The following is a 22,284-nucleotide window of genomic DNA, read 5'->3' on the forward strand; positions in this document are numbered from 1 at the left end:
CCCCGCGCCGTACGGTCCGCCGGGAACGGTCAGCGCGCCGCGCCCAGCCGCTCCACGGCCGCGGCGACCCGCTCGTCGGTCGCGGTGAAGGCGACCCGCACGAAGCGGTCACCGGCCGGCCCGTAGAAGTCGCCGGGCGCGACCAGGATGCCCAGCCCGGCCAGTTCGGCCACGGTCTCCCAGCACGGGCGGTCCTGGGTCGCCCACAGGTAGAGGCTCGCCTCGGAGTGCTCGATCCGGAAGCCGTACGCCTCCAGCGCCGCCCGCAGCGCCGAGCGCCGGGCCGCGTACCGCTCCCGCTGCTCGGCCACGTGGGCGTCGTCCGCGAGCGCGGCGACGGTCGCCGCCTGAACGGGCGCCGGCACGATCATGCCGCCGTGCTTGCGCACCTCCAGCAGCTCCTTGACCACCACCGGGTCGCCCGCCACGAAGGAGGCGCGGTAGCCGGCCAGGTTGGAGCGCTTGGAGAGCGAGTGGACGGCCAGCAGGCCCTCGTGGCCGCCGCCGCAGACGTCCGGGTGCAGGACGGAGACCGGGTCTGCCTCCCAGCCCAGCTCCAGGTAGCACTCGTCGCTGACCAGCAGCACCCGGTGCTCCCGGGCCCACTCGACGGCGCGGCGCAGCTCGTCCGCGCCCAGCACCCGGCCGGTCGGGTTGGACGGCGAGTTCACCCAGAGCAGGCGCACCCGGGAGCCGTCCAGCTCGTCCACCGAGTCGTACTCGACCGGCTCTGCGCCGCACAGCCGGGCGCCCACCTCGTAGGTCGGGTACGCCAGGCGCGGGTAGGCGACCTGGTCGCCGGGGCCGAGGCCGAGCTGGGTCGGCAGCCAGGCCACCAGCTCCTTGGAGCCGACGGTCGGCAGCACGGCCTGCGGGCCGAGCTCCGCGCCGAGCCGGCGGCGCAGCCAGCCGGCGATCGCCTCGCGCAGCTCCAGCGGGCCCCAGACGGTCGGGTAGCCCGGGGTGTCGGTGTGCGCGGCCAGCGCCTTCTGGATCACCTCGGGGACCGGGTCCACCGGGGTGCCGACGGAGAAGTCGCAGAGGCCGCCGGGGTGGGCCAGGGCGGTCTTCTTGTACGGCTCCAACTTGTCCCAGGGGAACACGGGGAGTTTGTCCGAAACGCGGCGCGCCGCCCCCGGGTGGCCCGGGAACGGCGCGTGCGTGCTGTTGGTGCTCACAGCTGATGTGCCACCGATCGTCAGTGGTCGGCGTTCTGCGGCGGCAGAGCGGCGATGAACGGGTGGTCACGCTCGATCAGGCCGAGCTTCGAGGCGCCGCCGGGCGAGCCCAGGTCGTCGAAGAACTCGACGTTCGCCTTGTAGTAGTCCTTCCACTCCTCCGGAGTGTCGTCCTCGTAGAAGATCGCCTCGACCGGGCAGACCGGCTCGCAAGCGCCACAGTCGACACACTCATCCGGGTGGATGTAGAGCGATCGCTCGCCCTCGTAGATGCAGTCAACCGGGCATTCTTCGATGCACGCCTTGTCCTTCACGTCGACACAAGGCTGCGCGATGACGTAGGTCACGCTGTCGTTCCTCCTCGGAAGGGCCTCTCGGCCCGTTCTGGTCTGCTGCCGTGCGCGGTGAGCGCGGCGTCGTCGATGCCCGCCCCTAGTATCGCGGGTCGGAGCCCGCAAATGCACAGGAGGTGGCCAGATGCCGATCGAGAACCCGCTCGGCGACCGTCCGGAAGTCCGGATAGATCGCTCTGACGTGGGACGACGCGTATCCGTCCGGCGCCTCGCGGAGTTCGTGGACGACCGGCCGGTGTTCCGGGATTCGATCGGCGTGCTCACATCGTGGGACGATCTTGGGTTGACCGTCGCCCCCCGCTCCGGCGATCCGGTGTCCTTCCCGGAGAAGCTCCTGGTCGCGGGCAAGGTCGTGCCGCCGTTCCCGGCCCGGCGCGCCCCGCTGCCGGCCGCCACCGCCGTCGAGCTCCAGCGGATCGCCGGGCGCGGCTGGCCCGCCGTCGAGCAGGAGCCGCTCGGCGAGTGGACGCTGCGCGCCTCGGCCGGGTTCACCCGGCGGGCCAACTCCGTCCAGGCCCTCGGGGACCCGGGGATGGCGCTGCCTCCGGCACTGGACGCCGTCCGCGCCTGGTACGCGGCGCGCGGGCTCCCCGCGTACGTCGAGGTGGTCTCCCCCGGCTCACCGGAGCCGCTGGTCGCCGAGCTCGACCGGCTGGGGCCCGGACACGCGCACTGCCGGGTGCGCACCGCGCCGCTGGCCGCGCTCGCCCGGGCCGGCTCCGCAACGATGGGGGCACCTCCGGCCGGCGGCCGGGGGAGCGTGCGGCTGTCCCGGACGGCGGACGCCGCGTGGACCTCGATGTACCGGCGGGTGGGCGACGACCCGGCGGTGGAGGAGGCCGCCCGGCAGGTGCTGCACGGCGGCCCCTCGGTCTGGTTCGCCACCGTGCCGGGCGCGGCCGGGCAGCCGCCGCTGGCCATCGGACGCTGCGTCATCGACGGCCCCTGGGCCTGCTTCGGCGCGATCGAGGTCCAGCCCCACGCCCGGCGGGCCGGGCTGGCGACGGCCGTCATGGCCGTGCTCGCCTCGCGCGCGGCCGAGGAGGGGGCGAGCGGCGGGTACCTCCAGGTCGAGACGGGGAACGCTGGGGCGAACGCGCTCTATGACGGGCTCGGCTTCAGGACCAGTCACACTTACCACTACGCCCTCCTCCCCCAGGAGTAGCGGCCGGCCCGCCCCGTCCGTCCGCCTGTCCGCCGTCTTGTCCGTCCGCCGTACGAAAGCCGTCGCCGTCACCGTGACCGAGCAGAGCAGAGACCGCTTCCGGACCGCCGCCCGCGCCGAGCAGCCCGATCCGGTGCTGCTGTGCCTGCTCGCCGCCGCCGAGCACGGCATGGTGCCGGACCCGGGCGACCCCGGCGAACCGCCGGGGGTGGACGCGCTGCTCGCCGCCTGCGAGGCCGCGCTGGAGCGGCACGCCACGGCCGTCCGGCTGGCGGTCGCCGAACGGGCGCCCACCGGGCCGGAGGAGACCGCCGCCCTGCTCGCCGCGGTGCTCGGCGGGCGGGAGCGCTTCCACGGGCGGCAGGCGGACTACCGGCGGCTGGAGTCCTCACTGCTGCCCGACGTGCTGCGGCGGCGGCGCGGGCTGCCGATCACGCTCTCGCTGGTCTGGATCGCGGTCGGACGGCGGGCCGGGCTGACCGTCCACGGCGTCGCGCTGCCCGGCCATTTCATCGTCGCCGTGGGCGGCCCGGCCGGCGGCGAGGAGTACGTCCTCGCCGACCCGTTCCACGGCGGCCGCCTGCTCGGACAGGAGGACGCCGAGCGGCTGGTCGCCGCGGCCGGCCAGGAGTTCACCCCCGCCCTGCTCACCCGCGCCCAGCCGCTGGAGATCGTGCTGCGGGTGCTCGGCAACATCCGCGCCTGGGCCGCCGACCGCCCCGAGCACGCCCGCACCCAGCTGTGGGCCACCGAACTCGCCCTGCTGCTGCCCCGGCACCCGGCCCAGCTGCGCCTGGAACGGGCCGAACTCCTCGTCCGCACCGGGGACTTCCTCGGCGGCTCGGCGGAGATGGACGCCTACGCGCAGATCCTGGACGCCTTCGACCCGGACACCGCGGCCAAGGTCCGCCAGGAGGCCCGGGCGGCCCGGCACCGGCTCAACTGAGCCCCGTCAGAGCCAGCCCTTCTCCCGGGCGATCCGGACCGCCTCGGTGCGGTTGCGGGCGTCGGTCTTCTGGATCGCCATCGACAGGTAGTTGCGGACCGTCCCCTCGGACAGGTGCAGCCGCCGGGCGATGTCCGCGTTCACCGCGCCGTCCGCGGCCGCGGCCAGCACGTCCCGCTCGCGCGCGGTCAGCGGGTTGGCGCCCTCCGCCAGCGCGGCGGCGGCCAGCACCGGGTCGATCACCCGCTCGCCGCGCAGCACCCGGCGGATCGCCTCGGCCAGCTCGGCGGCGGGCGCGTCCTTCACCAGGAAGGCGTCCGCCCCCGACTCCATCGCCCGGCGCAGGTAGCCGGGGCGGCCGAAGGTCGTCGCGATGACGACCTTCGTGCGCGGCGCCCGGCGGCTCAGCTCGGCGGCCGCCTCGATGCCCGTCATCCCCGGCATCTCGATGTCCAGCACGGCGACCTGCACGTCGTTCGCGAGCGCCGCGGCCACCACCTCGTCGCCGCGGCCGACCTGGGCGACGACGTCGATGTCCCCCTCCAGCCCGAGCAGCGCGGCCAGCGCCTCCCGGACCATCCCCTGGTCCTCGGCGAGGAGCACCCGGATCGAGGCCCCGTTGTCAGTGTCGTTCATGGCCACGACCTTAGGCCGTGTCCGGCGGGAGGGGTTGAGTCTCCCCCAGGGGGAGACGCCAAGGTGGACCCATGGACGGCAGCGACACGCTCTACTCGATCGGCGACCTCGCCCGGCGCACCGGACTCACCGTCAAGACCATCCGGTTCTACGCCGACACCGGCCTGGTGCCGCCCACCGGCCGCAGCGCCGCCGGCTACCGGCGGTACGACGTCCAGGCGCTCGCCCGGCTGGACCTGGTCCGCACCCTGCGCGAACTCGGGCTCGACCTGCCCGCGATCCGCCGGGTGCTGGAGCGCCAGGCCCCGCTGCGCGAGGTGGCCGCCGCGCACGCCGAGGCGCTGGAGGTGCAGATCCGCACCCTGCGGCTGCGCCGGGCGGTGCTGCTCGCCGTCGCCCAACGCGGTTCCACACCCGAGGAGATGAGACTCATGCACAAGCTCGCCAAGCTCTCCGACGCCGAACGGCGGCGTCTGGTCCACGACTTCATCGACGAGGCCTTCGGCGGCCTGGACGCCAACCCGGAGTTCGTCGCCATGATGCGCTCGGCGATGCCCGAACTGCCCGACGAGCCACGGGCGGAGCAGGTCGAGGCCTGGGTCGAACTGGGTGAACTCGTTCAGGACCCGGGCTTCCGGGCGGCGGTCCGGAGGATGGCCGAACGGCAGGCCGCCGAGCGGGCCGACGGCGACCGGGGCGGACTCCACCACACGCTCACCGAGACCGTGAAGGGCCTGGTCACCGCCGCGCTGGCGGACGGCGTCGACCCCGCCTCCCCCGCCGCCGGCCCGGTCCTCGACTCGCTCACCGCCGCCTACGCCGAGGCCTTCGGCCGCCCCGACGACGCCACCCTGCGGAGCTGGCTGCTCGACCGCCTGGAGACCGCCGAGGACCCTCGCGCCGAGCGCTACTGGCAGCTGCTGGCCACCGTCAACGGCTGGCCCGTCCCGGAGAGCCTGGCCGGGGTATTCCGGTGGTTCGCCGAGGCCCTGCGCGCCAGACTGGCCTGATGCCCGCACTGGAACCGCTGCGCCCCGACCACGCCGACGCCCTGCTGGCCTTCGAGCTCGCCAACCGCGGGTACTTCGCCCGCAGCATCCCGGACCGCGGCGACGCCTACTTCGCCGGCTTCGCGGAGCGCCACGCCGCCCTGCTCGCCGAACAGGCCGAGGGCACCTGCCGGTTCCACGTCGTCCGTGACGAGGCCGGCGAGCTGGTCGGCCGGGTCAACCTGGTCGACCTCGCCGACGGCGGCGCCGAACTCGGCTACCGGGTGGCCGAGTCCGCCGCCGGCCGGGGCATCGCCACCGCCGCCGTCACCGAGGTCTGCCGCCTCGCGGCCACCGCCTACGGGCTGACCGCCCTCACCGCCGTCACGACGGTCGACAACCCGGCCTCCCGGGCCGTCCTCGCCCGCACCGGCTTCCGGCTCGACCGCGAGTTCCTGCTCGGCGACCGCCCCGCCCTCGCCCACCACCGCTCCCTGGCCGATCTCGCGGAGTAGGAAGTCGGCCACACCGACTCCCCACTCCGACTCCCCACCCCGGCCTCCCCACTCCGACTCCCCACCCCGGCCCGCTTACTCCGGCCCGCTTACTCCGGCAGCCAGCGCCGGGCGGCTTCGAGACTGTCGGCGATGCCGCTGTTGAAGGCGAGGGCGGCCCGGGGGGCGTGGCGGCGGACCAGGTTGACGACCAGCTCGAAGAAGGGCAGCGCCGGCTCGGGCTTGCGGATGCCGCCGCCGATGACGACGACGTCCCAGTCCCGGTCGGCCAGGGCCGCCACGACGGCGGGCTCGGCGGTGTCGTCGGGGGCGACCAGGGCCGTGGCGACGTCGATGCCGTGCTCCGCGAAGCGGGCCAGCTCACGGTCGAGGACTGCTTGCATGGCATCGCCGTCCACACCGGGGACGGCGTACGGGTCGAAGCCGAGGATGAGGACGGTGGCCATGCCCGACAGGACGTCAGTCGGTGTCGGAAGGTTCCCCGCCGAGGAAGCGGGCGGCGTCGGCGAGGGTGAGCTTGGGGTCGGTCCAGGAACAGACCTCCAGCCAGGAGAGCCGGCCGTCCTCGGCGAAGAGGAAGACCTCGCCGTCGGAGCCGATCGTCGCCTCGGCCACCACGTCGGAGCGGGCGCCGTCCTCGACGCCGGCGAAGAGGGCCGTGCTGCAGCCGCAGCGGCAGCGGGACTCGACGCGCAGGTGCGGGAGCTGGTCGCGCAGGGGGTGGCCCTCGGGGAGGAGGACGTCGAGGACCTGGGCGACATCGGCGGGCAGGAGAGTCATCAGCGTCTGCGCAATCGTGTGGTGAGGGCGGACAGTTCGTCGATCCGGAGGAGGTGGGCGAGCAGGAGGTAGCCGACGGCGAGGGTCGCGGCGGCCGGCAGCAGGCCGTACCGGGTGACCCACCAGGCGGCGGCAGCGGCCGGGAGGGCCGCCAGCAGGACCTTCACGTGGTCGCCGAGGACCCGCAGCGGCCCGAGGCGTCGGCGCAGCAGCACGGAGGCGGCGACGACGCTCAGCAGGAACGACCCCCCGTAGCAGCCGGCCATCCCGGTGACGGCCCAGCGCAGCGGCAGCAGCCGGTGGCAGAGCAGCGCCCCGAGGGCCGTCGCGGCGACGGGCAGCAGGTTGAGCAGGAAGGGCGTCCGGCTGTCGCCGAGCGCGTAGAAGGTGCGGGTCAGCGCGTACGAGGCCGAGTAGAGGACCAGGCCGGGCGCGAAGGCGGCCAGCATCCCGGCGATCGCCCGGACGTCGGCGGAGCCGGTCCGCCCGTGCCCGAAGGCGAGGTCGCACAGCTGCGGCGCGAGCACCGCGAACGCGCAGGCCGCCGGGACGCTGACCACCGCGATCGTGCGGATGCTGCGGGCCAGCAGGGCGCGCACGGCCCGCGGGGAGCCGGCGGCCGCGCTCAGCGCGGGCACGACCGCCGTCACCACCGAGACCGCGACCACCCCGTGCGGCACGATCCAGAGCAGGTACGCGCTGCTGTACGCGGTGTACCCGACGCCGGGCAGCCCGGCCGCGGCGGCCCGCTCGCCGGCCGCGGTCGACAGCCTGGTCACCACCCAGTAGCCCACCTGGTCGCTGAGCACCAGCAGCAGCGTCCACCCGGCGGCGCGCAGCGGCGCGCCGAGCCCGGCCTCCCGCCAGTCCCAGCGCGGCCGCAGCCGCACCCCGGCGGCCCTCAGGCAGGGCAGCAGCACCAGGCTCTGCGCCACCACGCCGGCCGTCGTCCCGGCCCCGAGGACCGCGAGGTCGCCGGCGTCGAGGGAACGCCGTCCGAGGTACCAGCCGAACACCCCGATCACCACCAGGTTGTTCAGCACCGGCGCCCACGCCATCGGCGCGAACCTCCGCCGGGCGTTGAGCAGTTGGCCCAGCACCGTGAACAGCCCGTAGAAGAACACCTGCGGCAGGCAGAGGTAGGCCAGCAGCACCGTGCGGTCCAACTGCCCGCCCCCGTACGAGGTGTACGCCCGCACCACGTACGGCGCGCCCGGCACCACCACGGCCGTCAGCGCCAGCAGGGCGACCACCAGCGCCGTCACCAGCCGGTCGACGTGCGCGGCGCCGCCGTCCGCCGACTCCTCGGCGGCCCGCACCAGATGGGGCACCAGCGCGGTGTTCAGCGCGCCGCCGATCAGCAGCACGAACAGGATGTTGGGCACCGTGTTCGCGACGTTGTACCCGTCCGCGAGCACCCCCGAGCCGAGGACGGCCACCAGGACCGCCGAGCGGACGAAGCCGGTCGCCCGGGACACCACCGTCCCCGCCGCCATCACCAGGCTCGGCGGCAGGGCCCGGCGCGGTCTTCGGTGGCGGGCGGGCGCGGCGGGGACCTCGACAACGGACATCCGTCGGCCCCTTCCGTCTCCCGCGCCGATCCGAACGGATCGGCGGATCCGGCGAGAGCATGCGCCAACCCCCCTGAAGCCAGGCTGAGAAAGCTGAAGACCGCTTAAGGAACGGATCCGGCGCCGGTGGCATCCTGATCCGCATGGAGATTCTGGTGGTGGAGGACGACGCCCAGGTCGCGGCCGCCGTACGACGCGGTCTGGAGGCCGAGGGCTACACCGTCGACCTCGCCCCGGACGGCCTCACCGGCCTGCGGCTGGCCCGGCGGCACGCCTACCGGGCGATCGTGCTCGACATCATGCTGCCCGGCCTGAACGGCTACAAGGTGTGCGAGGCGCTGCGCGCCGACGGCGTCACCACCCCGATCCTGATGCTGACCGCCAAGGACGGCGAGTACGACGAGGCCGAGGGCCTGGACACCGGCGCCGACGACTACCTCACCAAGCCGTTCTCCTACCTGGTCTTCCTGGCCCGCCTGCGCGCCCTGATCCGCCGCAGCCAGACCCCGGGCCCGCTGCTGCGGGTCGGCGACCTGTGGCTGGACCCGGCGGGCCGCCGCTGCGGCCGGGGCGGCGCCGAGATCACCCTCACCGAGCGGGAGTTCGCCGTCCTGCGCTGCCTGGCCGAGCACCCGGGCGAACTGCTCTCCAAGCGCCGGATCGTCGACGAGGTGTGGGACATCGCCTTCGACGGCGAGGAGTCCATCGTCGAGGTGTACATCAGCATGCTGCGCCGCAAGGTGGACACCCCGTTCGGCGTCCGCTCGATCACCACCGTGCGCGGCGCCGGCTACCGCTTGGAGGCCTGACCGTGCTCAGCCTCCTGTCCACCCGACTGCGCACCTCGCTGGCGGCCGGCCTGACGGCGCTGCTGCTGCTCGGCGGCGGCGCCTGGTGGCTGCGCGGGCACCTGTACGACGCCCAGCTGGAGGCCGCCGAGGCGGACGCGAGGACGCAGTCCCACGCGATCAGCAACGGCTTCAAGCTCGGCCGGCAGGTGGTGGACGACTGGCAGCTGCCGTACGTGGTGCTGGGCAGCGACGGCCAGGTGGTGTTCACCGGCGGCACGCTGACCACCCAGCACCTGGCCGGGTCGCTGCCGACCGCCGTACCGCACCTGGCGCCGGACAACTGGCAGTCGGTCCAGCGGATCACCATCGGCTCCGCGGGCGCGGCCGCGGCCAACCGCTACTCGGGACGCACCTTCACCGCGATGGGCAGCTGGAGCCCCCTGCTGCGCAAGGAGGAGGAGGACGGCCAGACGAAGCCGCTGGTCGGCCCGTTCACGGTGTACGTACTGGCCACCCCCTTCGCCGCCGAGGCCTCGCTGCGCACCATCGACCCGGTGCTCCAGGTCGGGGTGCCCCTCGCAGCCCTGCTGGTCGCGCTGACGGCCTGGGCCGCGACCAGCCGGGCGCTGCGCCCGGTGGACGCGATCCGCGCCGAGCTGGCCGAGATCGGCGAGCACCGGCTGGACCGCCGCGTCCCGGTGCCGCGCTCCGACGACGAGATCGCCCGGATGGCCCGGACCACCAACGCCACCCTGGACCGGCTGGAGCGCTCGGCCGTCCAGCAGCAGCGCTTCGTCGCGGACGCCTCGCACGAACTGCGCAGCCCGATCGCCGCGCTGCGCACCAACCTGGAGGTCTCGCTGGCGCACCCCGAGCGCACCGACTGGCCGGCGGCGACGCACGAGGCGCTCACCTCGGTCGAGCGCCTCCAGCAGCTCACCGAGGACCTGCTGTTCCTGGCCCGGGGTTCGGACCCGTCGGCGGCCGGCCAGTTCACCGCCGTCGACCTGTCCGCCGTGCTGCGCGAGCTCGCCGACCAGTACCGTCCGGTCCTCGGCGCCCGGCTCGCCCTGCGGGTGGACGCGCCCGAGGAGGTGCCGGTGCGCGGCAGCCGCATCCGGCTGCACCGGCTGGTGCGCAACCTGCTGGACAACGCCCAGCGGCACGCGGCCGCCGAGGTGGTGCTGTCCACCCGGCGGACCGCGTACGGCGCCGTCCTGGAGGTCCGGGACGACGGCCCGGGGGTGCCCGCGCAGGACCGCGAGCGGATCTTCGAGCCGTTCACCCGGCTCGACGAGGCGCGCAGCCGGGACGCCGGCGGCAGCGGCCTGGGCCTGGCCATCGCGGCGGACATCGCCACCCGGCACGGCGGCACCCTGCGGGCCGCCCACGCGCCGCGCGGCGCCCGGTTCGTCCTGGAACTGCCGTCCGCCTAGTGTCCCGGGTCTAGAAGAGGTCGGGGGCCGGCACCGTCCGCAGCGGCACCGAGGCCCGCAGCCGGAAGCCCTTGCCGCGCTCCCCCGGGCCGGTCTCCAGCCGCCCGCCGACCAGCGCCAGCCTCTCCTCCAGCCCGGACAGGCCGTTGCCCGGCTGCGACTTGCCCGGCCCGCGCCCGTTGTCGGTGACCTCCAGGACGGCGTAGCGCTCGCCGTTCGCCTCCCAGTGCTCGTCCGCCGTCACCGTGCAGACGGTGGCGCCCTCGCCGTGCCGGACCACGTTGGTGACGGCCTCGCGCAGCGCCCAGGCCAGCGCGCCGGACTCCTCGTCGGCCAGAGACGGCCAGCTGTCCACCAGTTCCGGCGCGGCCTCCAGCCGGACCTGGGCGGCGCCCAGCGCGGTGCGGGCGGCGGCCAGCTCGACCGGCAGGGTCGGGCGGCGGAAGCCGGTCACCGCCTCCCGGACGTCGATCAGCGACTGCCGGGCGACCTGTTCGATGTCGGCGACCTGCGCCCGCGCCGCCTCGTCCTTGCCGGCGTCCATGAACCGCCCGGCCAGTTCGCTCTTCAGGGTGATCAGCGACAGCGAGTGCCCGAGCAGGTCGTGCAGGTCGCGGGCGAGGCGCAGCCGCTCCTCGGAGGCGGCCAGGTGCGCGACCGCGGCCCGGGCCTCGCGCAGTTCCTTCATGGTGGCGACCAGCCGTTGCAGGCCGGTCATCGCGACGCCGGAGAGGAAGGCGCTGAGCGCGAAGGTGGAGATGTCGTCGACGCCGGCCCCGATGGCCGCCCCGATCGCGGCGGTGAGCGCGGCCATGGTGACCAGCGCGTGCAGCGCGTACCGGGCCGGTGCGATGATCGCGACGCAGACCGAGGCGTAGATGAACAGCGTCAGGAAGGCGCCGCCGAGGACGACCGAGGCGGCGACGGCCAGTGCGATCATCGTCGTGACGATCACCAGGCAGGCCCGCGGCCGCATCCCGGCCTGCGAGCGGAAGATCACCAGCAGGACGTAGGCGACCACGAACGCGGCCAGGCAGCACCAGCCGAACACCGTCCCGGCCGGGCCGTGGTCGCCGTGCAGCAGGTCGCTCGCCGGGTACGCCAGGTAGAGCATCCACAGCGCCATCCAGGCGACCTTGACCATCAGCTGTCGTCGGCTCTCGATCGGGGAGCCGGGTACGTTCATGAACGACGCGCGCGCCACACCCACCTCCGGAGGTTCGTCGGGGCGGTGGGTGTGGCGTGTGGTGCTCATGTCGATCATCATGCCTGGCGCGTGTCGCGGCGGTACAGCGCCGCCGCGGCGGCGGCGAACACCACCAGGAAGCCGGCCAGTCCGGCGACCGCGACGGTGTCCAGTGAGTGCCCCGGCTGGATGAAGGTGGCCAGCTTGTTGTACAGGTACACCGGGTTGAGCCGGGCGAACCCCTCCAGCGAACCGGTCACCGGGAACCAGGTGCCACCGAGCAGCGCCATCGCCATGTAGGTGATCATCACGATGGTCTGCACCGCGTCCGGCGCGGCCGCGTACCCGAGCGCCACGCCGAGCGCGGCGAACACGAAGCTGCCCAGCCACAGCGCCGCCGCCAGTCCGAGCCACCGCGCCGCGGTGAGCGAGACGCCCTGGCTCGCGCCGACCGCGAACACCACCAGGATCGCCGGCAGCGTGGTCACCGCGCTCGCCGCGATCTTCCCCACGGTGTACGCCCGGCCGGGCAGCGCGGTCAGCCGCAGCTGGCGCGTCCAGCCGCTCTTGCGCTCCAGCGAGATCCGCTGCGCGTTGCCGGTCAGCACCGCGCCGACCGCGCCGAAGGTGGCCATCGAAACCATGAAGTAGGTCTTCACCGGCAGCCCGCCGGCCAGCGGGCCGGAGCCGTAGGCGCTGATGAAGAAGAAGTACATCAGCGCCGGGTAGGCGATGGTGAGGAGCAGATAGCGCCGGTTGCGCAGGGTCCGCAGGATCTCCAGCTTGATCAGGGTCGTCATCGCGCACTCTCCGGGGCCGCGTCGGTCCGGTCCTGCTCGCCGGTGATGGTCAGGAAGGCCTGTTCCAGGCCCAGCCCGGTCACCTCCAGTCCGCGCGGGTACAGGCCGGCCCGGTAGAGCCCGGCCACGCTGGCGTCGGCGTCCGCGGTCCGGATCCGCACGGTGCGCACCCCGGGGACCCGCGCCGTGACGTCCAGCGAGCGCGCGCCGGGCAGGGCGCGCAGCACCGCCTCGTCGAAGGGCCCGTCCGCGTCGTGGAGCTCGAAGGCGACCCGGCGGGCCCCGGCCCGCGCCTTGATCTCCGCCGAGCTGCCGTCGGCGATCAGCCGGCCCCGGTGCAGCACCAGGACGCGGTCGGCGATCGAGTCGGCCTCCTCCAGGTAGTGGGTGGCGAACAGCACCGTGCGCCCGGCGTCCGCCTGGGCGCGCATGCTCGCCCAGAACGACTGCCGCACGCTGACGTCCATGCCGGTGGTGGGCTCGTCCAGCACGATCAGGTCGCTGTCGCCCGCGATGGCCAGGGCGAAGCGCACCCGCTGCTCCTGGCCTCCGGACAGCTTGTCGACCCGTCGCTCCGCCAGCTCGGTGATCCCCGCGTCGGTCAGCACCCCCGTGACCGACCGACCGCGCGGATGCACGTCGCAGGCGAGCCGTACCAGCTCGCGCACCTTGACATCGGACATCAGCCCGCCGCTCTGCAGCATCGCGCCGACCCTCCCGGCCGCGATCGCGGCCCGCGGCGCCCCGCCGAACAGGGCCACACTGCCCTGGTCGGGCTCGCGCAGGCCGAGCAGCAGGTCCAGGCTGGTGGACTTCCCGGCGCCGTTCGGCCCGAGCAGCGCCACCGTCTCCCCCGGTCTCAGGACCAGGTCCAGCCCGTCGACGGCGCGCACCCGCCCGTAGCTCTTGCCCACGCCGCGGAAGGCTGCCACCTCGGTAACCATCGTCCTGCTCCTCTCCCCTGACGGTGTCCGGTGCTGTTCGCACCACCTCAGAGTCCCGCGGGGACGGGTACCGGCGGCAGTGTCCGCCGTCGTGCCTTCGGCATGACGGATGTCATGGCTGCGGCCGGTACCCCGGTCACGGGGCACCGGCCGCGGAAGGGCAGGTCGGGGAGGGTGGTCAGGCCCGGGAACCGGGCACCGGCCTACATCCCCAACGAGCGCTTCACGAAGTCGACCTGGAGCAGCAGCAGGTTCTCCGCGACCTCCTCCTGCGGGGTCATGTGGGTGACGCCGGACAGCGGCAGCACGGTGTGCGGGCGCCCGGCGGCGAGCAGCGCCGAGGACAGCCGCAGGGTGTGCGCGGCCACCACGTTGTCGTCCGCGAGCCCGTGGATGATCATCAGCGGGCGCTCCAGCCCGGCCGCGTACCCGCTCAGCGAGTTCGCGGCGTACACCTCGGGCCGCTCGGCCGGGTCGCCCAGGTAGCGCTCGGTGTAGTGGGTGTCGTACAGCTCCCAGTCGGTCACCGGCGCGCCGGCCACCGCCGCGTGGAAGACGTCCGGGCGGCGCAGCACGGCGAGCGCGGAGAGGTAGCCGCCGTACGACCAGCCGCGGATGGCGACCCGGTCGAGGTCCAGCGGGAACTCCCCGGCGAGCGCCGCCAGCGCGTCCACCTGGTCGTCCAGGGTGGCCCCGGCGAAGTCGAAGGCGATCGACTTCTCCCAGGCCGGCCCGCGCCCGGGGGTGCCGCGCCCGTCGGCGACGATCACCGCGAAGCCCTGGTCGGCGAACCACTGCGACTGGAGGTGCGGGTTGTGCGCCTGGTAGACGCGCTGGCCGCCGGGGCCGCCGTACGGGTCCATCAGGACGGGCAGCAGGCCGTCCCGCTCGCGGTCGTAGCCGGTGGGCAGGAAGACGGCGGACGGGATGCGGCGCTCACCGGCGAAGCGGAAGACCGGACGGGCCGAGATGACCGGGGTCTCGGCGTGCGAGGCGATGGTGGCGACGTCGTCGACCGCCAGTCCCTCGGGCAGGTCCCGGGAGACCTGGACCAGCGTGCCGGGCAGGTCGGGCTCGGCGGTGGCCCGGACGGTGATGCCGCCGCCGTGCACCGCGCTGGTGACGGAGGTGAACGGCCGCCCGTTGGCGGACTCCCAGCCCAGCCGCTCGCCGTCGTGGCTGATCCGGCCGACGGCGACCCAGCCCGGCTCGGGGTCGGTCTCCTCGATACCGCCGGAGGCGCTGAAGAACACCTCGTCCTCGGTGACCGCGACGACCGACCGGACGTGCAGGTCGGCACCGGTCACGGCGCGGTCGCCGATCACCAGCGCCCGCCCCTCCCCCTCGTCGGAGATCCGGACCAGCTTGCCGTCCGGGGTCCAGGCCGGCGCGCCCGCGAACAGCTCCAGCCAGGGGCCGCCCTTCTCCTCGTGCAGCGACTCGGTGGCGCCGGTGGCCACGTCCAGACCGAGGATCCGCTGGTGGCGCTGGTCGCGGGACTGGACCTGGAGCAGCGGGACGCCGCCCTTCGACCAGTGCACCCGGCCCAGGTACGGGAAGGCCTCGCGGTCCCAGACCACCTCGGTGCGTCCGCCGTGGAGGTCGAGCAGCCAGAGCCCGACCTCGGCGTTGGCGCTGCCGGCCGCCGGGTAGGCGACCTCGGCGGGCTCGCGGTCCGGGTTCGCCGGGTCGGCGATCCACCAGCGGCGCACCCGGCTGTCGTCGGCGCGCTCGACCAGCAGCCGGTCGCCCTCCGGGGACCACCAGAAGCCGCGGTCGCGGTCCATCTCCTCCTGGGCGATGAACTCGGCCTGGCCCCAGGTGACGTTCGGGCCGTCGGGCTCGGCGAGCACCCGGTCGCCGCTGCCGTCGGTCCGGGTCAGCCGCAGCTCGCCGACCGTGTTGGCGTACGCGACGTGAGCACCGTCCGGGGACGGGCGCGGGTCCAACAGCGGGCCCTCGGCGGGCAGTTCGCTGGTGGCGCCGGTGGCCAGGTCGGCGGTGAACAGCCGGCCGGAGAGGGCGAAGGCGGCCAGCGCGCCGCCCGCGTCGAGGGCGTAGCCGACGATGCCGGCCGAGCCCTCGCGGCTGCGCTCGCGGCGCGCCTTCTCGGCCGGGGAGAGGTCCTCCTCGCCGCCGCCGAGCAGCGCGGCCGGGTCGGCGACGATCCGCTCCTCGCCGGTGGTGGTGTCGAGGGTCCAGAGCAGGTTGGCCCGGTCGTGGCCCGACCGCGAGCGGAGGAAGACGACCCGCGAGCCGTCCGGTGCGACGGAGAAGGAGCGGGGCGCGCCGACGGTGTAGCGCAGGGTCCGCGCGTACTGCCGCGGGAAGGTGTCCTCAGAGGTGTGGGAGGTCATGGCACCAGACCTTATGACGCCGGGCCACCACCCCCGGAGGCACGTTGATCACTCGTTCGGAGTATCGCGCCGAAGTACGCCCCAAAGGGGTCCAAACCGCCTCCGACCGGCCTACGCGCCCCTCGAATGCCACGATGCCCCGGCGCGCGCGGACTCACCGAGTGTGATGACCCCCTCACCCATCGGGTATGACTTGTCCGGCGAGTGACCGTCGGCCCCCGTCCCGGGCCGCCGCCACCCGCAGCCTCCAGTCCCCCGCCGCCCTCCCCCGGAGGCGGCGCGCCCGAGAATGGGGTGTGTGCCGACATGGCCATGAACATCTCCGCCGCCGTGCTGATGCTGGTGATCGTGGTGATCCTGATCCGCCGGTCCGGCCTGAAGCTGGCGCACGCGATCGTCTGCGCGCTGCTCGGCTTCTACCTGGCCTCCAGCTCGATCGCCCCGTCGATCAGCCAGGTCACCAGCAACCTCGCAGGAATGATCAACGGCCTGCGGCTCTGACCGCGCCACCGCGGTCGTCAGGGCCTGTCCTCGAACTCGCGCCTGCGGGGCGACGCTCCCCCGGCCTGGCGGCCGGGAGGTGCCCCCACCTCCGCCTCGCGATGCACTCACCCCGACGCCGCCCCGCCGCCCCAAGGGCGAACGACGGGAGTTCGAAGACAGGCCCTAGGCTTTCTCCCATGACCGCGACTACCGGCCGCCGCCTCCTCCTGGTCCACGCGCACCCCGACGACGAGTCGATCGGCAACGGCGCCACCATGGCCCGGTACGCCGCCGAGGGCGCCCGGGTCACGCTGGTGACCTGCACCCTCGGCGAGGGCGGCGAGGTGATCCCCCCCGAGCTGGCCCACCTGACGGCGGATCGGGACGACACCCTCGGCGCGTACCGGATCGGCGAGCTGACCGCGGCGATGGGCGCCCTCGGCGTCACCGACGTCCGCTTCCTCGGCGGCCCGGGGCGCTACCGGGACTCCGGGATGATGGGCGTGCCCGAGAACGACGTGCCCGGCTGCTTCTGGCGGGCGGACGTCGACGAGGCGGCCGGCCACCTGGTCGCGGTGATCCGCGAGGCGCGGCCGCAGGTGCTGGTCACGTACGACGAGAACGGCGGCTACGGGCACCCGGACCACATCCAGGCGCACCGGGTCGCGATGCGCGCGCACGAGCTGGCCGCCGACCCGGCGTACCGCCCGGCGCTGGGCCCGGCCTGGCGGATCGCCAAGGTGTACTGGAACCGGATGCCCCGCTCGGTGATCGAGGCCGGCCTCGCCGAGGCCGCCGCCAAGGCGTCCTTCCCGGGCGTCGCCGGGCCCGCCGACATCCCCGGCGTGGTCGACGACGAATCGGTCACCACGGTGCTGGACGGCTCCGGGTACGCCGCCGCCAAGGCCGCCGCGCTGACCGCGCACGCCACCCAGATCACGGTGGACGGCGCGTTCTTCGCACTCTCCAACGACCTCGCCCAGCCGCTGTTCACCACCGAGTACTACCAGCTGGTACGAGGCCAGGCCGGGCCGGACGGACCGGAGGACGACCTGTTCGCCGGCCTCGCCCCCGACGCCGCGCACGCCGAGGAGGGCGTCCGATGAGCAAGACCGCCCCCCAGCCGCCGAGCCGCTCGTTCCCGGCCGCCGTCCTCGGCACCCGCGAGGAGCGGCTGGCCGAGTCCCAGCCCCCTCGCCTCGCCCGGATCGCGGCCTACGTCCTGTTCTTCCTGCTGGGCATCGCGGTGTCGGTCTGCGGATCCTTCGTGCAGGCCCTGTGGCCGCCAGTGGGAGTCCTGCTGGCGCTCGCCGCCACCGCCGCCACCTTCTACGGCGGCCTGCGGGTCACCGGCACCCGGCTCGGCGCGGGCGCGCCCGCGGCCGGCTGGTTCCTGGCGATGCTGCTGCTGATCGTGCCCCGGCCCGAGGGCGACAACGTGCTGTGGTCCAACGCGACCTCGCTGGCCTGGCTGTTCGCCGGCTCGGTGCTGGGCGTGATCTGCGCCACCCTGCCCACCCGCGCCGGCTGGTTCCCGGGGGTGCCCGGCCCCCCGCGCTGACCGGGGTCGTGCGCGGCGTACCGTACCCCGTACGACGCGCAGTCAGGAGCGGGCGGCCTTACTCTCATAGCGGAGGAACCGGACGTATCAGGATCTGTCCGAAGCCGTTCGCCGCTCAGTTCTTCCCAGTATGGTGGTCCCGCAGAACGCCGTACCCGACCGCCGCCCGCCCCAGCCGGGCCCGGCGACCACGAACCGCGGTCGCGCCGCACGGCCCGCCCGCGAACCCGGAGCAAAGCAGCATTGAGCAGCCGCGAATCTGACAACGCCCACCCGACGCCACGGCGCACGGGTCCGGACGCCTACCCGTCGGGCACCCCGCCCTACGGCACCCCGGGCCCCGGCGGCGACCGGGCCGCGGCCGGCTCGGGCTCCTCGTCGGGCGGCGAGGACGACGGCCCGAAGACCGAGACCACCCTGACCACCCGGGTCCGGATCAACATCCCCGGCTCGCGTCCGATCCCTCCGGTCGTCGTCCGCAGCGCCGTCAAGAACGAGGACGGCCCGGGCGATGACGCCCCGGCCGCCGCGTCCGAGCCGGGCAGCCCGCGGCACCGCTCCGCGCCGGCCTCGCCCGTCCTCGGTGTGATGGAGGACGGCGGACGCGCGGCCGCCCCGCCGAGCCTGCCGCCGGAGTGGGAGATGCCGGCGGTCCCGCCGATCCCGGCGGCGACCTCCGAGTCGGAGTCCACCGGCGCCTGGTTCCGGCCGCGCCAGAAGAAGGCCCCGGCCGTCGAGGCCGTGCCGGCCGCGGTGCCGGCCGGCACCGCGAGCACGGTGGAGGCCGCGCCGGCCGCCGCCGAGCCGCGCCCGCAGGCCGCCCGCCAGGGCGCGGGCCAGGGCGCCCGTGCCGAAGGCGCCGCGAAGGGCCGTTCGGTGCCGCCCCAGGGCAAGCAGCCGAACCCGGCCGCGCCCGCCGCGCCGTACCGCGCCGAGGCCCCGGTGGAGGAGCCCGGCGTGTACGAGGCCGCCGCCCCCTTCGCCCCGGCCGCCGAGCCGTTCCCGCCGGTCACCGACCCGTTCGGCACCTCCGCCCCGGACGCCGGCCGGCCCCGGCAGAACGGCTCCGTGCCCGACGGCTCCCGGCAGAACGGCGGCCCCCGCGGCGCCCGGCAGCGGAACCGTCAGCAGAACGGCCCGCAGAACGGCTTCCAGCCGAACGGCCACCAGGCCCCCGCGGCGCACCCGCAGGCCGGCCCGGCCGCCGAGGCCAACGCCGAGGACACCTCGGTCGACGGCTTCGCGCCGATCCGCGACCACACCCCCCCGCCCGCCGCGATACCCGGCCTGCCGCGGAACGGCGCCCCGCACGGCACCGACGGCCCTCCGCAGCCCGGCCTGTTCGCCTCGGCCCCGACCGGCGCCGACCCGTTCGCCACCCAGCGCCCGACCGCCCCCGGCCAGGAGAACCCCGCCGTCCCGGCCGGCCCCGGCGCCCTCTTCCCGGGCGCGCCCGGTGCCGCCCCCGCCCCGCGGCCCGGCGGCCCGCAGCAGGCCGGCCGCGACCCCGAGGCCACCGAGCTCACCCCGCTGCCGACCCCGGCCCCCGGCCCCCGGCCCGAGGCGGCCAAGGACGCCAAGGCCGCACCGGCGCCCGCCCCCGCCAAGGCGAAGGCCGCGCCCGCCAAGGCCAAGCGCGGCGGCCCCGGCAAGAAGTTGGTCAAGCTGGGCGTCTACGGCATCGGCGCGGTGCTGTTCCTCGGCGCCGCCGCGTACGGCACCGGCCTGATGCTCAACCAGTCCGACGTCCCCAAGGGCACCGTGGTGCTCGGCGCCGAGATCGGCGGCAGCAGCCGCGACCAGGCGATCCACCAGCTGGACGAGTCGATCGGCAAGGCCGGTCAGCAGCCGCTCAAGCTGAAGATCGGCGACCAGGCCGTGGACCTCGACCCGGCGGTCGCCGGGCTGAGCTTCGACACCACCGCCACCGTCGACGGCCTGGCCCAGCACAGCTACAACCCGGTCGACGTCATCAAGTCGCTCCAGGGCGGCACCAAGGCCGTCGCCCCGGAGGTCAAGGTCGACCGGGCCAAGCTCAAGGCCGCCCTCGACTCCCTGGCCGGCGGCGCCGGCGCGGGCCTCCAGGAGGGCTACGTCAAGTTCGGCGACAACGGCGAGCCGATCGTCGTGCCCGGCCGGGCCGGCCAGGCGGTGGACTCGGCGAGCGCCCTGGACGTGATCGAGCAGGCCTACCGCGACCGCGCCGCCGGCAAGCCCGACCAGTCGATCGCCCTCGCCGTCGCGGCCGCCCAGCCGAAGGTCTCCGCCCAGGCCCTCCAGGCCGCCGCCGACAGCCTCGGCAAGCAGGTGGCCGCGGGCAAGGTGCACGTCACGGCCGGCGCCAAGACCTGGGACTTCGGCCCGAGGACCGCCGCCAAGGCGCTCACCCTGGTCCCGGACGCCTCCGGCAAGATCGTGCCCAAGTGGGACCTCGACGCGCTCTCCGCCCAGCTGGGCACCGCCTTCGACAAGGTGAAGGTCAAGAAGAACGGCCAGCTCGCCGCGATCACCCCGCAGGACGTCGCGGACGGCATCACCTCGGTGTTCGACAAGACCACCGACAAGGACCGCACCTTCAAGTTCGCGGTCTGACACCTCCGCGGCCGAGGAACCCGCGCTCCTCAAGGGGCGGGCCCACACCCGGGCCCGCCCCTTCGCGCCGCTCCTTCGCGCCTCCCCTTCGCGCCTCCCCTTCGCGCCGCTCCTTCGCGCCGCCGCTCGACAACGTCCCTCCCGGTCAGCAAGATGTGACGCCACACCATCCGTCACATCCACCCCGGGGAGCACGCCGATGCGCCGCCGCCTCCAGCACCACGGGACGGCCCTGCTCGCCGGTCTCACCGCCCTCACCCTCTCGCTGGCCCTCTGCTCCTGCACCGCCGGCCGGGGCGGCCCCGGCGGCGAAGCGCTGCCCTCCGCGCCCTCGTCGCCCAAACTCACCTCGATCGACATCAACCCGCACGACCGGGCCCAGCTGCGCCAGGGCGGCACCCTGAACCTGGCGATCGCCCAGTTCTCCCACCAGTGGTCGCCGATCCACGCCGACGGCGCCGAGTCCACGACCGTCATGGTCAGCAAGCCGCTGCTGCCGACCTTCTTCCGCTCGGACGCGGCCGGCACCCAGACCCCCAACCCGGCCTACCTCCAGGACGCCCACGCCGACCTCAAGGACGGCCGGCAGGTGGTCACCTGGACCCTCAACCCGAAGGCCCACTGGTCCGACGGCACCCCGATCACGTGGCGCGACATCGAGGCCAACTGGCGCGCTCTGAACGGGAAGGACCCGGCGTACAAGTCCTCCAGCAACACCGGCTTCGAACTGGTCTCCTCGGTCGAACGCGGCAAGGACGACTTCCAGGCCGTGATGACCTTCGACCGCCCGTTCTCCGAGTGGCAGTCGATGTTCAACAGCGCGAGCAACGCCCCGCTGCTGCCCGCCGCCCGGATCTCCACCCCGGAGCTGTTCAACACCGCCTACCTGGACGGCTTCCCGGTCACCGCCGGCCCGTTCAAGGTCGAGCGCCTGGACCGCGCCGCCCAGACCGTCACCCTGGTCGCCGATCCCTCCTGGTGGGGCGACAAGCCGATGCTGGACCGGATCGTCTTCCACGCGATGCTGCCCTCCGCGATGGGCGCCGCCTTCGCCAAGGGGGAGCTCGACCTCGTCAACAACGGCCCGGACGTGGCCGGTTACCAGCTCATCAAGAGCACCAAGGGCTCCGTGGTGCGCCGGGCCGGCGGGCCGGACTTCCGCCAGCTCACCCTGAACGCCCGCACCCCCGCGCTCGGCGACGCGACGGTGCGCCAGGCCGTCTTCCAGGCGATCGACCGGGACGCGGTGATCCGCGCCGACCTCAGCGGCCTGGACTGGCCCACCGTCCCGCTCAACAACCACCTGCTGGTCACCAACCAGAACGGCTACCGCGACAACTCCCTGGGCCTGGCCCGCTACGACCCGGCCGAGGCCGCCCGCAAGCTGGACGCGGCCGGCTGGAAGCTGGACGGCGACGTCCGGAAGAAGGACGGCCGCGAGCTGAACCTGCGGATGGTCGTCCCGGCCGGCGTCACCCCGGCCCAGACCGAGGCCGCCAACGCCACCAGGATGCTCAAGGACGTCGGCGTCAAGGTCACCACGGTGACCGCCCCCCTCAACGAGTTCTTCGACAAGTACGTCAACCGCGACGACTTCGACATCGCCGCCTACTCCCTGATCGGCACCCCCTTCCCGGCCAGCGGCAACCGCGCCAACTTCGCCCAGAACGGCGGCACCAACCGCGTCGGCGCGGGCAGCCAGGCGGCGGACGCCGCGCTCGACCGGGCCGCCGCCGCGAGCGACGCGGCCACCGCCTCCGAGGCGATCAACCAGGCCGACGGCGAGCTCTGGAAGGTGGCCGGCGTCCTGCCGCTCTACCAGCGCCCGCAGCTGTTCGGGGCCCGCGCCGACCTCGCCAACATCGGCGCCCAGGGCCTGTCCGACATCGTCTGGGAGAACGTCGGCTTCCTGAGGTAGCCGGCCGGAGCGGCCCTCCGGCGGAGCCTGCGGGGCCTCAGCCGTGCAGCGCTGGACGCAGAGCAACTGTCGAGGAACGCATG

The 22,284-nt window shown here is 74.5% G+C and carries 21 protein-coding genes; 11 read left to right on the forward strand and 10 right to left on the reverse strand.

Translation table 11 applies throughout. From position 1 onward, the window contains the following. Positions 1-29 precede the first annotated feature (29 nt). Both dapC and fdxA read right to left on the reverse strand, forming a co-directional pair. Positions 30-1,178, reverse strand: a complete 1,149-nt coding sequence (dapC, locus tag ACFRMQ_RS14140) for a succinyldiaminopimelate transaminase (protein WP_380730558.1) — start codon at positions 1,176-1,178, stop codon at positions 30-32. 20 nt (positions 1,179-1,198) lie between these two features. Further along, the gene (gene fdxA / locus ACFRMQ_RS14145) at positions 1,199-1,525 is read right to left on the reverse strand and encodes a ferredoxin (protein ID WP_030061559.1); all 327 of its coding nucleotides are present in this window, start codon (positions 1,523-1,525) and stop codon (positions 1,199-1,201) included. Between the two features lie 289 nt (positions 1,526-1,814). On the opposite strand from fdxA, the gene ACFRMQ_RS14150 reads away from it, so the two are divergent. Beyond that, positions 1,815-2,696, forward strand: coding sequence for a GNAT family N-acetyltransferase (locus ACFRMQ_RS14150; RefSeq protein ID WP_380730560.1), 882 nt, complete (start codon positions 1,815-1,817; stop codon positions 2,694-2,696). 73 nt (positions 2,697-2,769) lie between these two features. Beyond that, positions 2,770-3,642, forward strand: coding sequence for a transglutaminase family protein (locus ACFRMQ_RS14155; RefSeq protein WP_380730562.1), 873 nt, complete (start codon positions 2,770-2,772; stop codon positions 3,640-3,642). 6 nt (positions 3,643-3,648) lie between these two features. On the opposite strand, the gene ACFRMQ_RS14160 is transcribed toward ACFRMQ_RS14155, so the two are convergent. Next, positions 3,649-4,278, reverse strand: a complete 630-nt coding sequence (locus tag ACFRMQ_RS14160) for a response regulator (RefSeq protein ID WP_380730564.1) — start codon at positions 4,276-4,278, stop codon at positions 3,649-3,651. A gap of 71 nt (positions 4,279-4,349) precedes the next feature. Between ACFRMQ_RS14160 and ACFRMQ_RS14165 the strand changes: the two genes are divergently transcribed. After that, entirely contained in the window at positions 4,350-5,288 is a 939-nt protein-coding gene (locus ACFRMQ_RS14165; RefSeq protein WP_380730566.1) for a MerR family transcriptional regulator, read from the forward strand. Beyond that, positions 5,288-5,782 carry a GNAT family N-acetyltransferase gene (locus ACFRMQ_RS14170; protein ID WP_380730568.1) on the forward strand — a complete coding sequence of 165 codons (495 nt, stop codon included), beginning with the start codon at positions 5,288-5,290 and terminating at the stop codon, positions 5,780-5,782. Before ACFRMQ_RS14165 ends, ACFRMQ_RS14170 begins: the two co-directional genes overlap by 1 nt. A gap of 89 nt (positions 5,783-5,871) precedes the next feature. Here the strand turns inward: ACFRMQ_RS14170 and ACFRMQ_RS14175 are convergent, their stop codons facing one another. Genes ACFRMQ_RS14175 through murJ form a run of 3 tightly spaced genes read right to left on the reverse strand, consistent with a single transcriptional unit; the run spans position 5,872 to position 8,133 of the window. Beyond that, a complete protein-coding gene (locus ACFRMQ_RS14175) occupies positions 5,872-6,228 on the reverse strand; it encodes a hypothetical protein (protein ID WP_380730570.1) in 357 nt (118 codons plus the stop codon). A gap of 13 nt (positions 6,229-6,241) precedes the next feature. Then, entirely contained in the window at positions 6,242-6,562 is a 321-nt protein-coding gene (locus tag ACFRMQ_RS14180) for a hypothetical protein (protein ID WP_380730572.1), read from the reverse strand. After that, positions 6,562-8,133 (reverse strand): murein biosynthesis integral membrane protein MurJ, encoded by a 1,572-nt coding sequence (murJ, locus tag ACFRMQ_RS14185; protein WP_380730574.1) that lies wholly within the window; start codon positions 8,131-8,133, stop codon positions 6,562-6,564. The genes ACFRMQ_RS14180 and murJ overlap by 1 nt, the downstream gene beginning before the upstream one ends. A gap of 143 nt (positions 8,134-8,276) precedes the next feature. Here murJ and ACFRMQ_RS14190 point away from each other — a divergent pair, with 143 nt between their 5' ends. Both ACFRMQ_RS14190 and ACFRMQ_RS14195 read left to right on the forward strand, forming a co-directional pair. Next, on the forward strand, positions 8,277-8,942 hold the full coding sequence (locus ACFRMQ_RS14190) for a response regulator (RefSeq protein WP_380730576.1): 666 nt from the start codon (positions 8,277-8,279) through the stop codon (positions 8,940-8,942). A gap of 2 nt (positions 8,943-8,944) precedes the next feature. Beyond that, the gene (locus ACFRMQ_RS14195) at positions 8,945-10,360 is read left to right on the forward strand and encodes a sensor histidine kinase (protein WP_380730578.1); all 1,416 of its coding nucleotides are present in this window, start codon (positions 8,945-8,947) and stop codon (positions 10,358-10,360) included. Between the two features lie 10 nt (positions 10,361-10,370). Here ACFRMQ_RS14195 and ACFRMQ_RS14200 read toward each other — a convergent pair whose 3' ends face one another. From ACFRMQ_RS14200 to ACFRMQ_RS14215, 4 genes are all read right to left on the reverse strand, one after another. After that, positions 10,371-11,615, reverse strand: coding sequence for a sensor histidine kinase (locus ACFRMQ_RS14200; protein ID WP_380730580.1), 1,245 nt, complete (start codon positions 11,613-11,615; stop codon positions 10,371-10,373). Positions 11,616-11,623: 8 nt separating this feature from the next. After that, entirely contained in the window at positions 11,624-12,346 is a 723-nt protein-coding gene (locus tag ACFRMQ_RS14205) for an ABC transporter permease (RefSeq protein ID WP_380730582.1), read from the reverse strand. Continuing rightward, complete coding sequence (locus ACFRMQ_RS14210) at positions 12,343-13,290, reverse strand: ABC transporter ATP-binding protein (protein WP_380730584.1); 948 nt, start codon at positions 13,288-13,290, stop codon at positions 12,343-12,345. The genes ACFRMQ_RS14205 and ACFRMQ_RS14210 overlap by 4 nt, the downstream gene beginning before the upstream one ends. Before the next feature lie 203 nt (positions 13,291-13,493). Continuing rightward, positions 13,494-15,647 (reverse strand): alpha/beta fold hydrolase, encoded by a 2,154-nt coding sequence (locus ACFRMQ_RS14215; RefSeq protein WP_380730586.1) that lies wholly within the window; start codon positions 15,645-15,647, stop codon positions 13,494-13,496. 306 nt (positions 15,648-15,953) lie between these two features. On the opposite strand from ACFRMQ_RS14215, the gene ACFRMQ_RS14220 reads away from it, so the two are divergent. The 5 genes from ACFRMQ_RS14220 to ACFRMQ_RS14240 all read left to right on the forward strand — a co-directional run bounded on the left by ACFRMQ_RS14220 (position 15,954) and on the right by ACFRMQ_RS14240 (position 22,201). Continuing rightward, positions 15,954-16,148: a DUF2304 family protein gene (locus ACFRMQ_RS14220; protein WP_049658010.1), complete on the forward strand. Its 195-nt coding sequence runs from the start codon at positions 15,954-15,956 to the stop codon at positions 16,146-16,148. A gap of 179 nt (positions 16,149-16,327) precedes the next feature. Continuing rightward, positions 16,328-17,236 carry an N-acetyl-1-D-myo-inositol-2-amino-2-deoxy-alpha-D-glucopyranoside deacetylase gene (mshB, locus tag ACFRMQ_RS14225; protein WP_380730588.1) on the forward strand — a complete coding sequence of 303 codons (909 nt, stop codon included), beginning with the start codon at positions 16,328-16,330 and terminating at the stop codon, positions 17,234-17,236. Then, entirely contained in the window at positions 17,233-17,691 is a 459-nt protein-coding gene (locus tag ACFRMQ_RS14230; protein ID WP_380730590.1) for a DUF6113 family protein, read from the forward strand. The genes mshB and ACFRMQ_RS14230 overlap by 4 nt, the downstream gene beginning before the upstream one ends. Before the next feature lie 243 nt (positions 17,692-17,934). Continuing rightward, entirely contained in the window at positions 17,935-20,283 is a 2,349-nt protein-coding gene (locus ACFRMQ_RS14235) for a hypothetical protein (RefSeq protein ID WP_380730592.1), read from the forward strand. 199 nt (positions 20,284-20,482) lie between these two features. After that, positions 20,483-22,201, forward strand: a complete 1,719-nt coding sequence (locus ACFRMQ_RS14240; protein WP_380730594.1) for an ABC transporter family substrate-binding protein — start codon at positions 20,483-20,485, stop codon at positions 22,199-22,201. Positions 22,202-22,284 lie beyond the last annotated feature (83 nt).

The sequence above is a fragment of the Kitasatospora sp. NPDC056783 genome (assembly GCF_042789895.1).
Lineage (GTDB): Bacteria > Actinomycetota > Actinomycetes > Streptomycetales > Streptomycetaceae > Kitasatospora.

Bases quoted from the DNA above. Each gene is read 5' to 3' on its own strand.
- ACFRMQ_RS14160 (WP_380730564.1), bottom strand. From the start codon at position 4,278: ATGAACGACACTGACAACGGGGCCTCGATCCGGGTGCTCCTCGCCGAG.
- ACFRMQ_RS14165 (WP_380730566.1), top strand. From the start codon at position 4,350: ATGGACGGCAGCGACACGCTCTACTCGATCGGCGACCTCGCCCGGCGC.
- ACFRMQ_RS14170 (WP_380730568.1), top strand. From the start codon at position 5,288: ATGCCCGCACTGGAACCGCTGCGCCCCGACCACGCCGACGCCCTGCTG.
- ACFRMQ_RS14175 (WP_380730570.1), bottom strand. From the start codon at position 6,228: ATGGCCACCGTCCTCATCCTCGGCTTCGACCCGTACGCCGTCCCCGGT.
- ACFRMQ_RS14180 (WP_380730572.1), bottom strand. From the start codon at position 6,562: ATGACTCTCCTGCCCGCCGATGTCGCCCAGGTCCTCGACGTCCTCCTC.
- murJ (WP_380730574.1), bottom strand. From the start codon at position 8,133: ATGTCCGTTGTCGAGGTCCCCGCCGCGCCCGCCCGCCACCGAAGACCG.
- ACFRMQ_RS14190 (WP_380730576.1), top strand. From the start codon at position 8,277: ATGGAGATTCTGGTGGTGGAGGACGACGCCCAGGTCGCGGCCGCCGTA.
- ACFRMQ_RS14200 (WP_380730580.1), bottom strand. From the start codon at position 11,615: ATGAGCACCACACGCCACACCCACCGCCCCGACGAACCTCCGGAGGTG.
- ACFRMQ_RS14205 (WP_380730582.1), bottom strand. From the start codon at position 12,346: ATGACGACCCTGATCAAGCTGGAGATCCTGCGGACCCTGCGCAACCGG.
- ACFRMQ_RS14210 (WP_380730584.1), bottom strand. From the start codon at position 13,290: ATGGTTACCGAGGTGGCAGCCTTCCGCGGCGTGGGCAAGAGCTACGGG.
- ACFRMQ_RS14215 (WP_380730586.1), bottom strand. From the start codon at position 15,647: ATGACCTCCCACACCTCTGAGGACACCTTCCCGCGGCAGTACGCGCGG.
- ACFRMQ_RS14220 (WP_049658010.1), top strand. From the start codon at position 15,954: ATGGCCATGAACATCTCCGCCGCCGTGCTGATGCTGGTGATCGTGGTG.
- mshB (WP_380730588.1), top strand. From the start codon at position 16,328: ATGACCGCGACTACCGGCCGCCGCCTCCTCCTGGTCCACGCGCACCCC.
- ACFRMQ_RS14230 (WP_380730590.1), top strand. From the start codon at position 17,233: ATGAGCAAGACCGCCCCCCAGCCGCCGAGCCGCTCGTTCCCGGCCGCC.
- ACFRMQ_RS14240 (WP_380730594.1), top strand. From the start codon at position 20,483: ATGCGCCGCCGCCTCCAGCACCACGGGACGGCCCTGCTCGCCGGTCTC.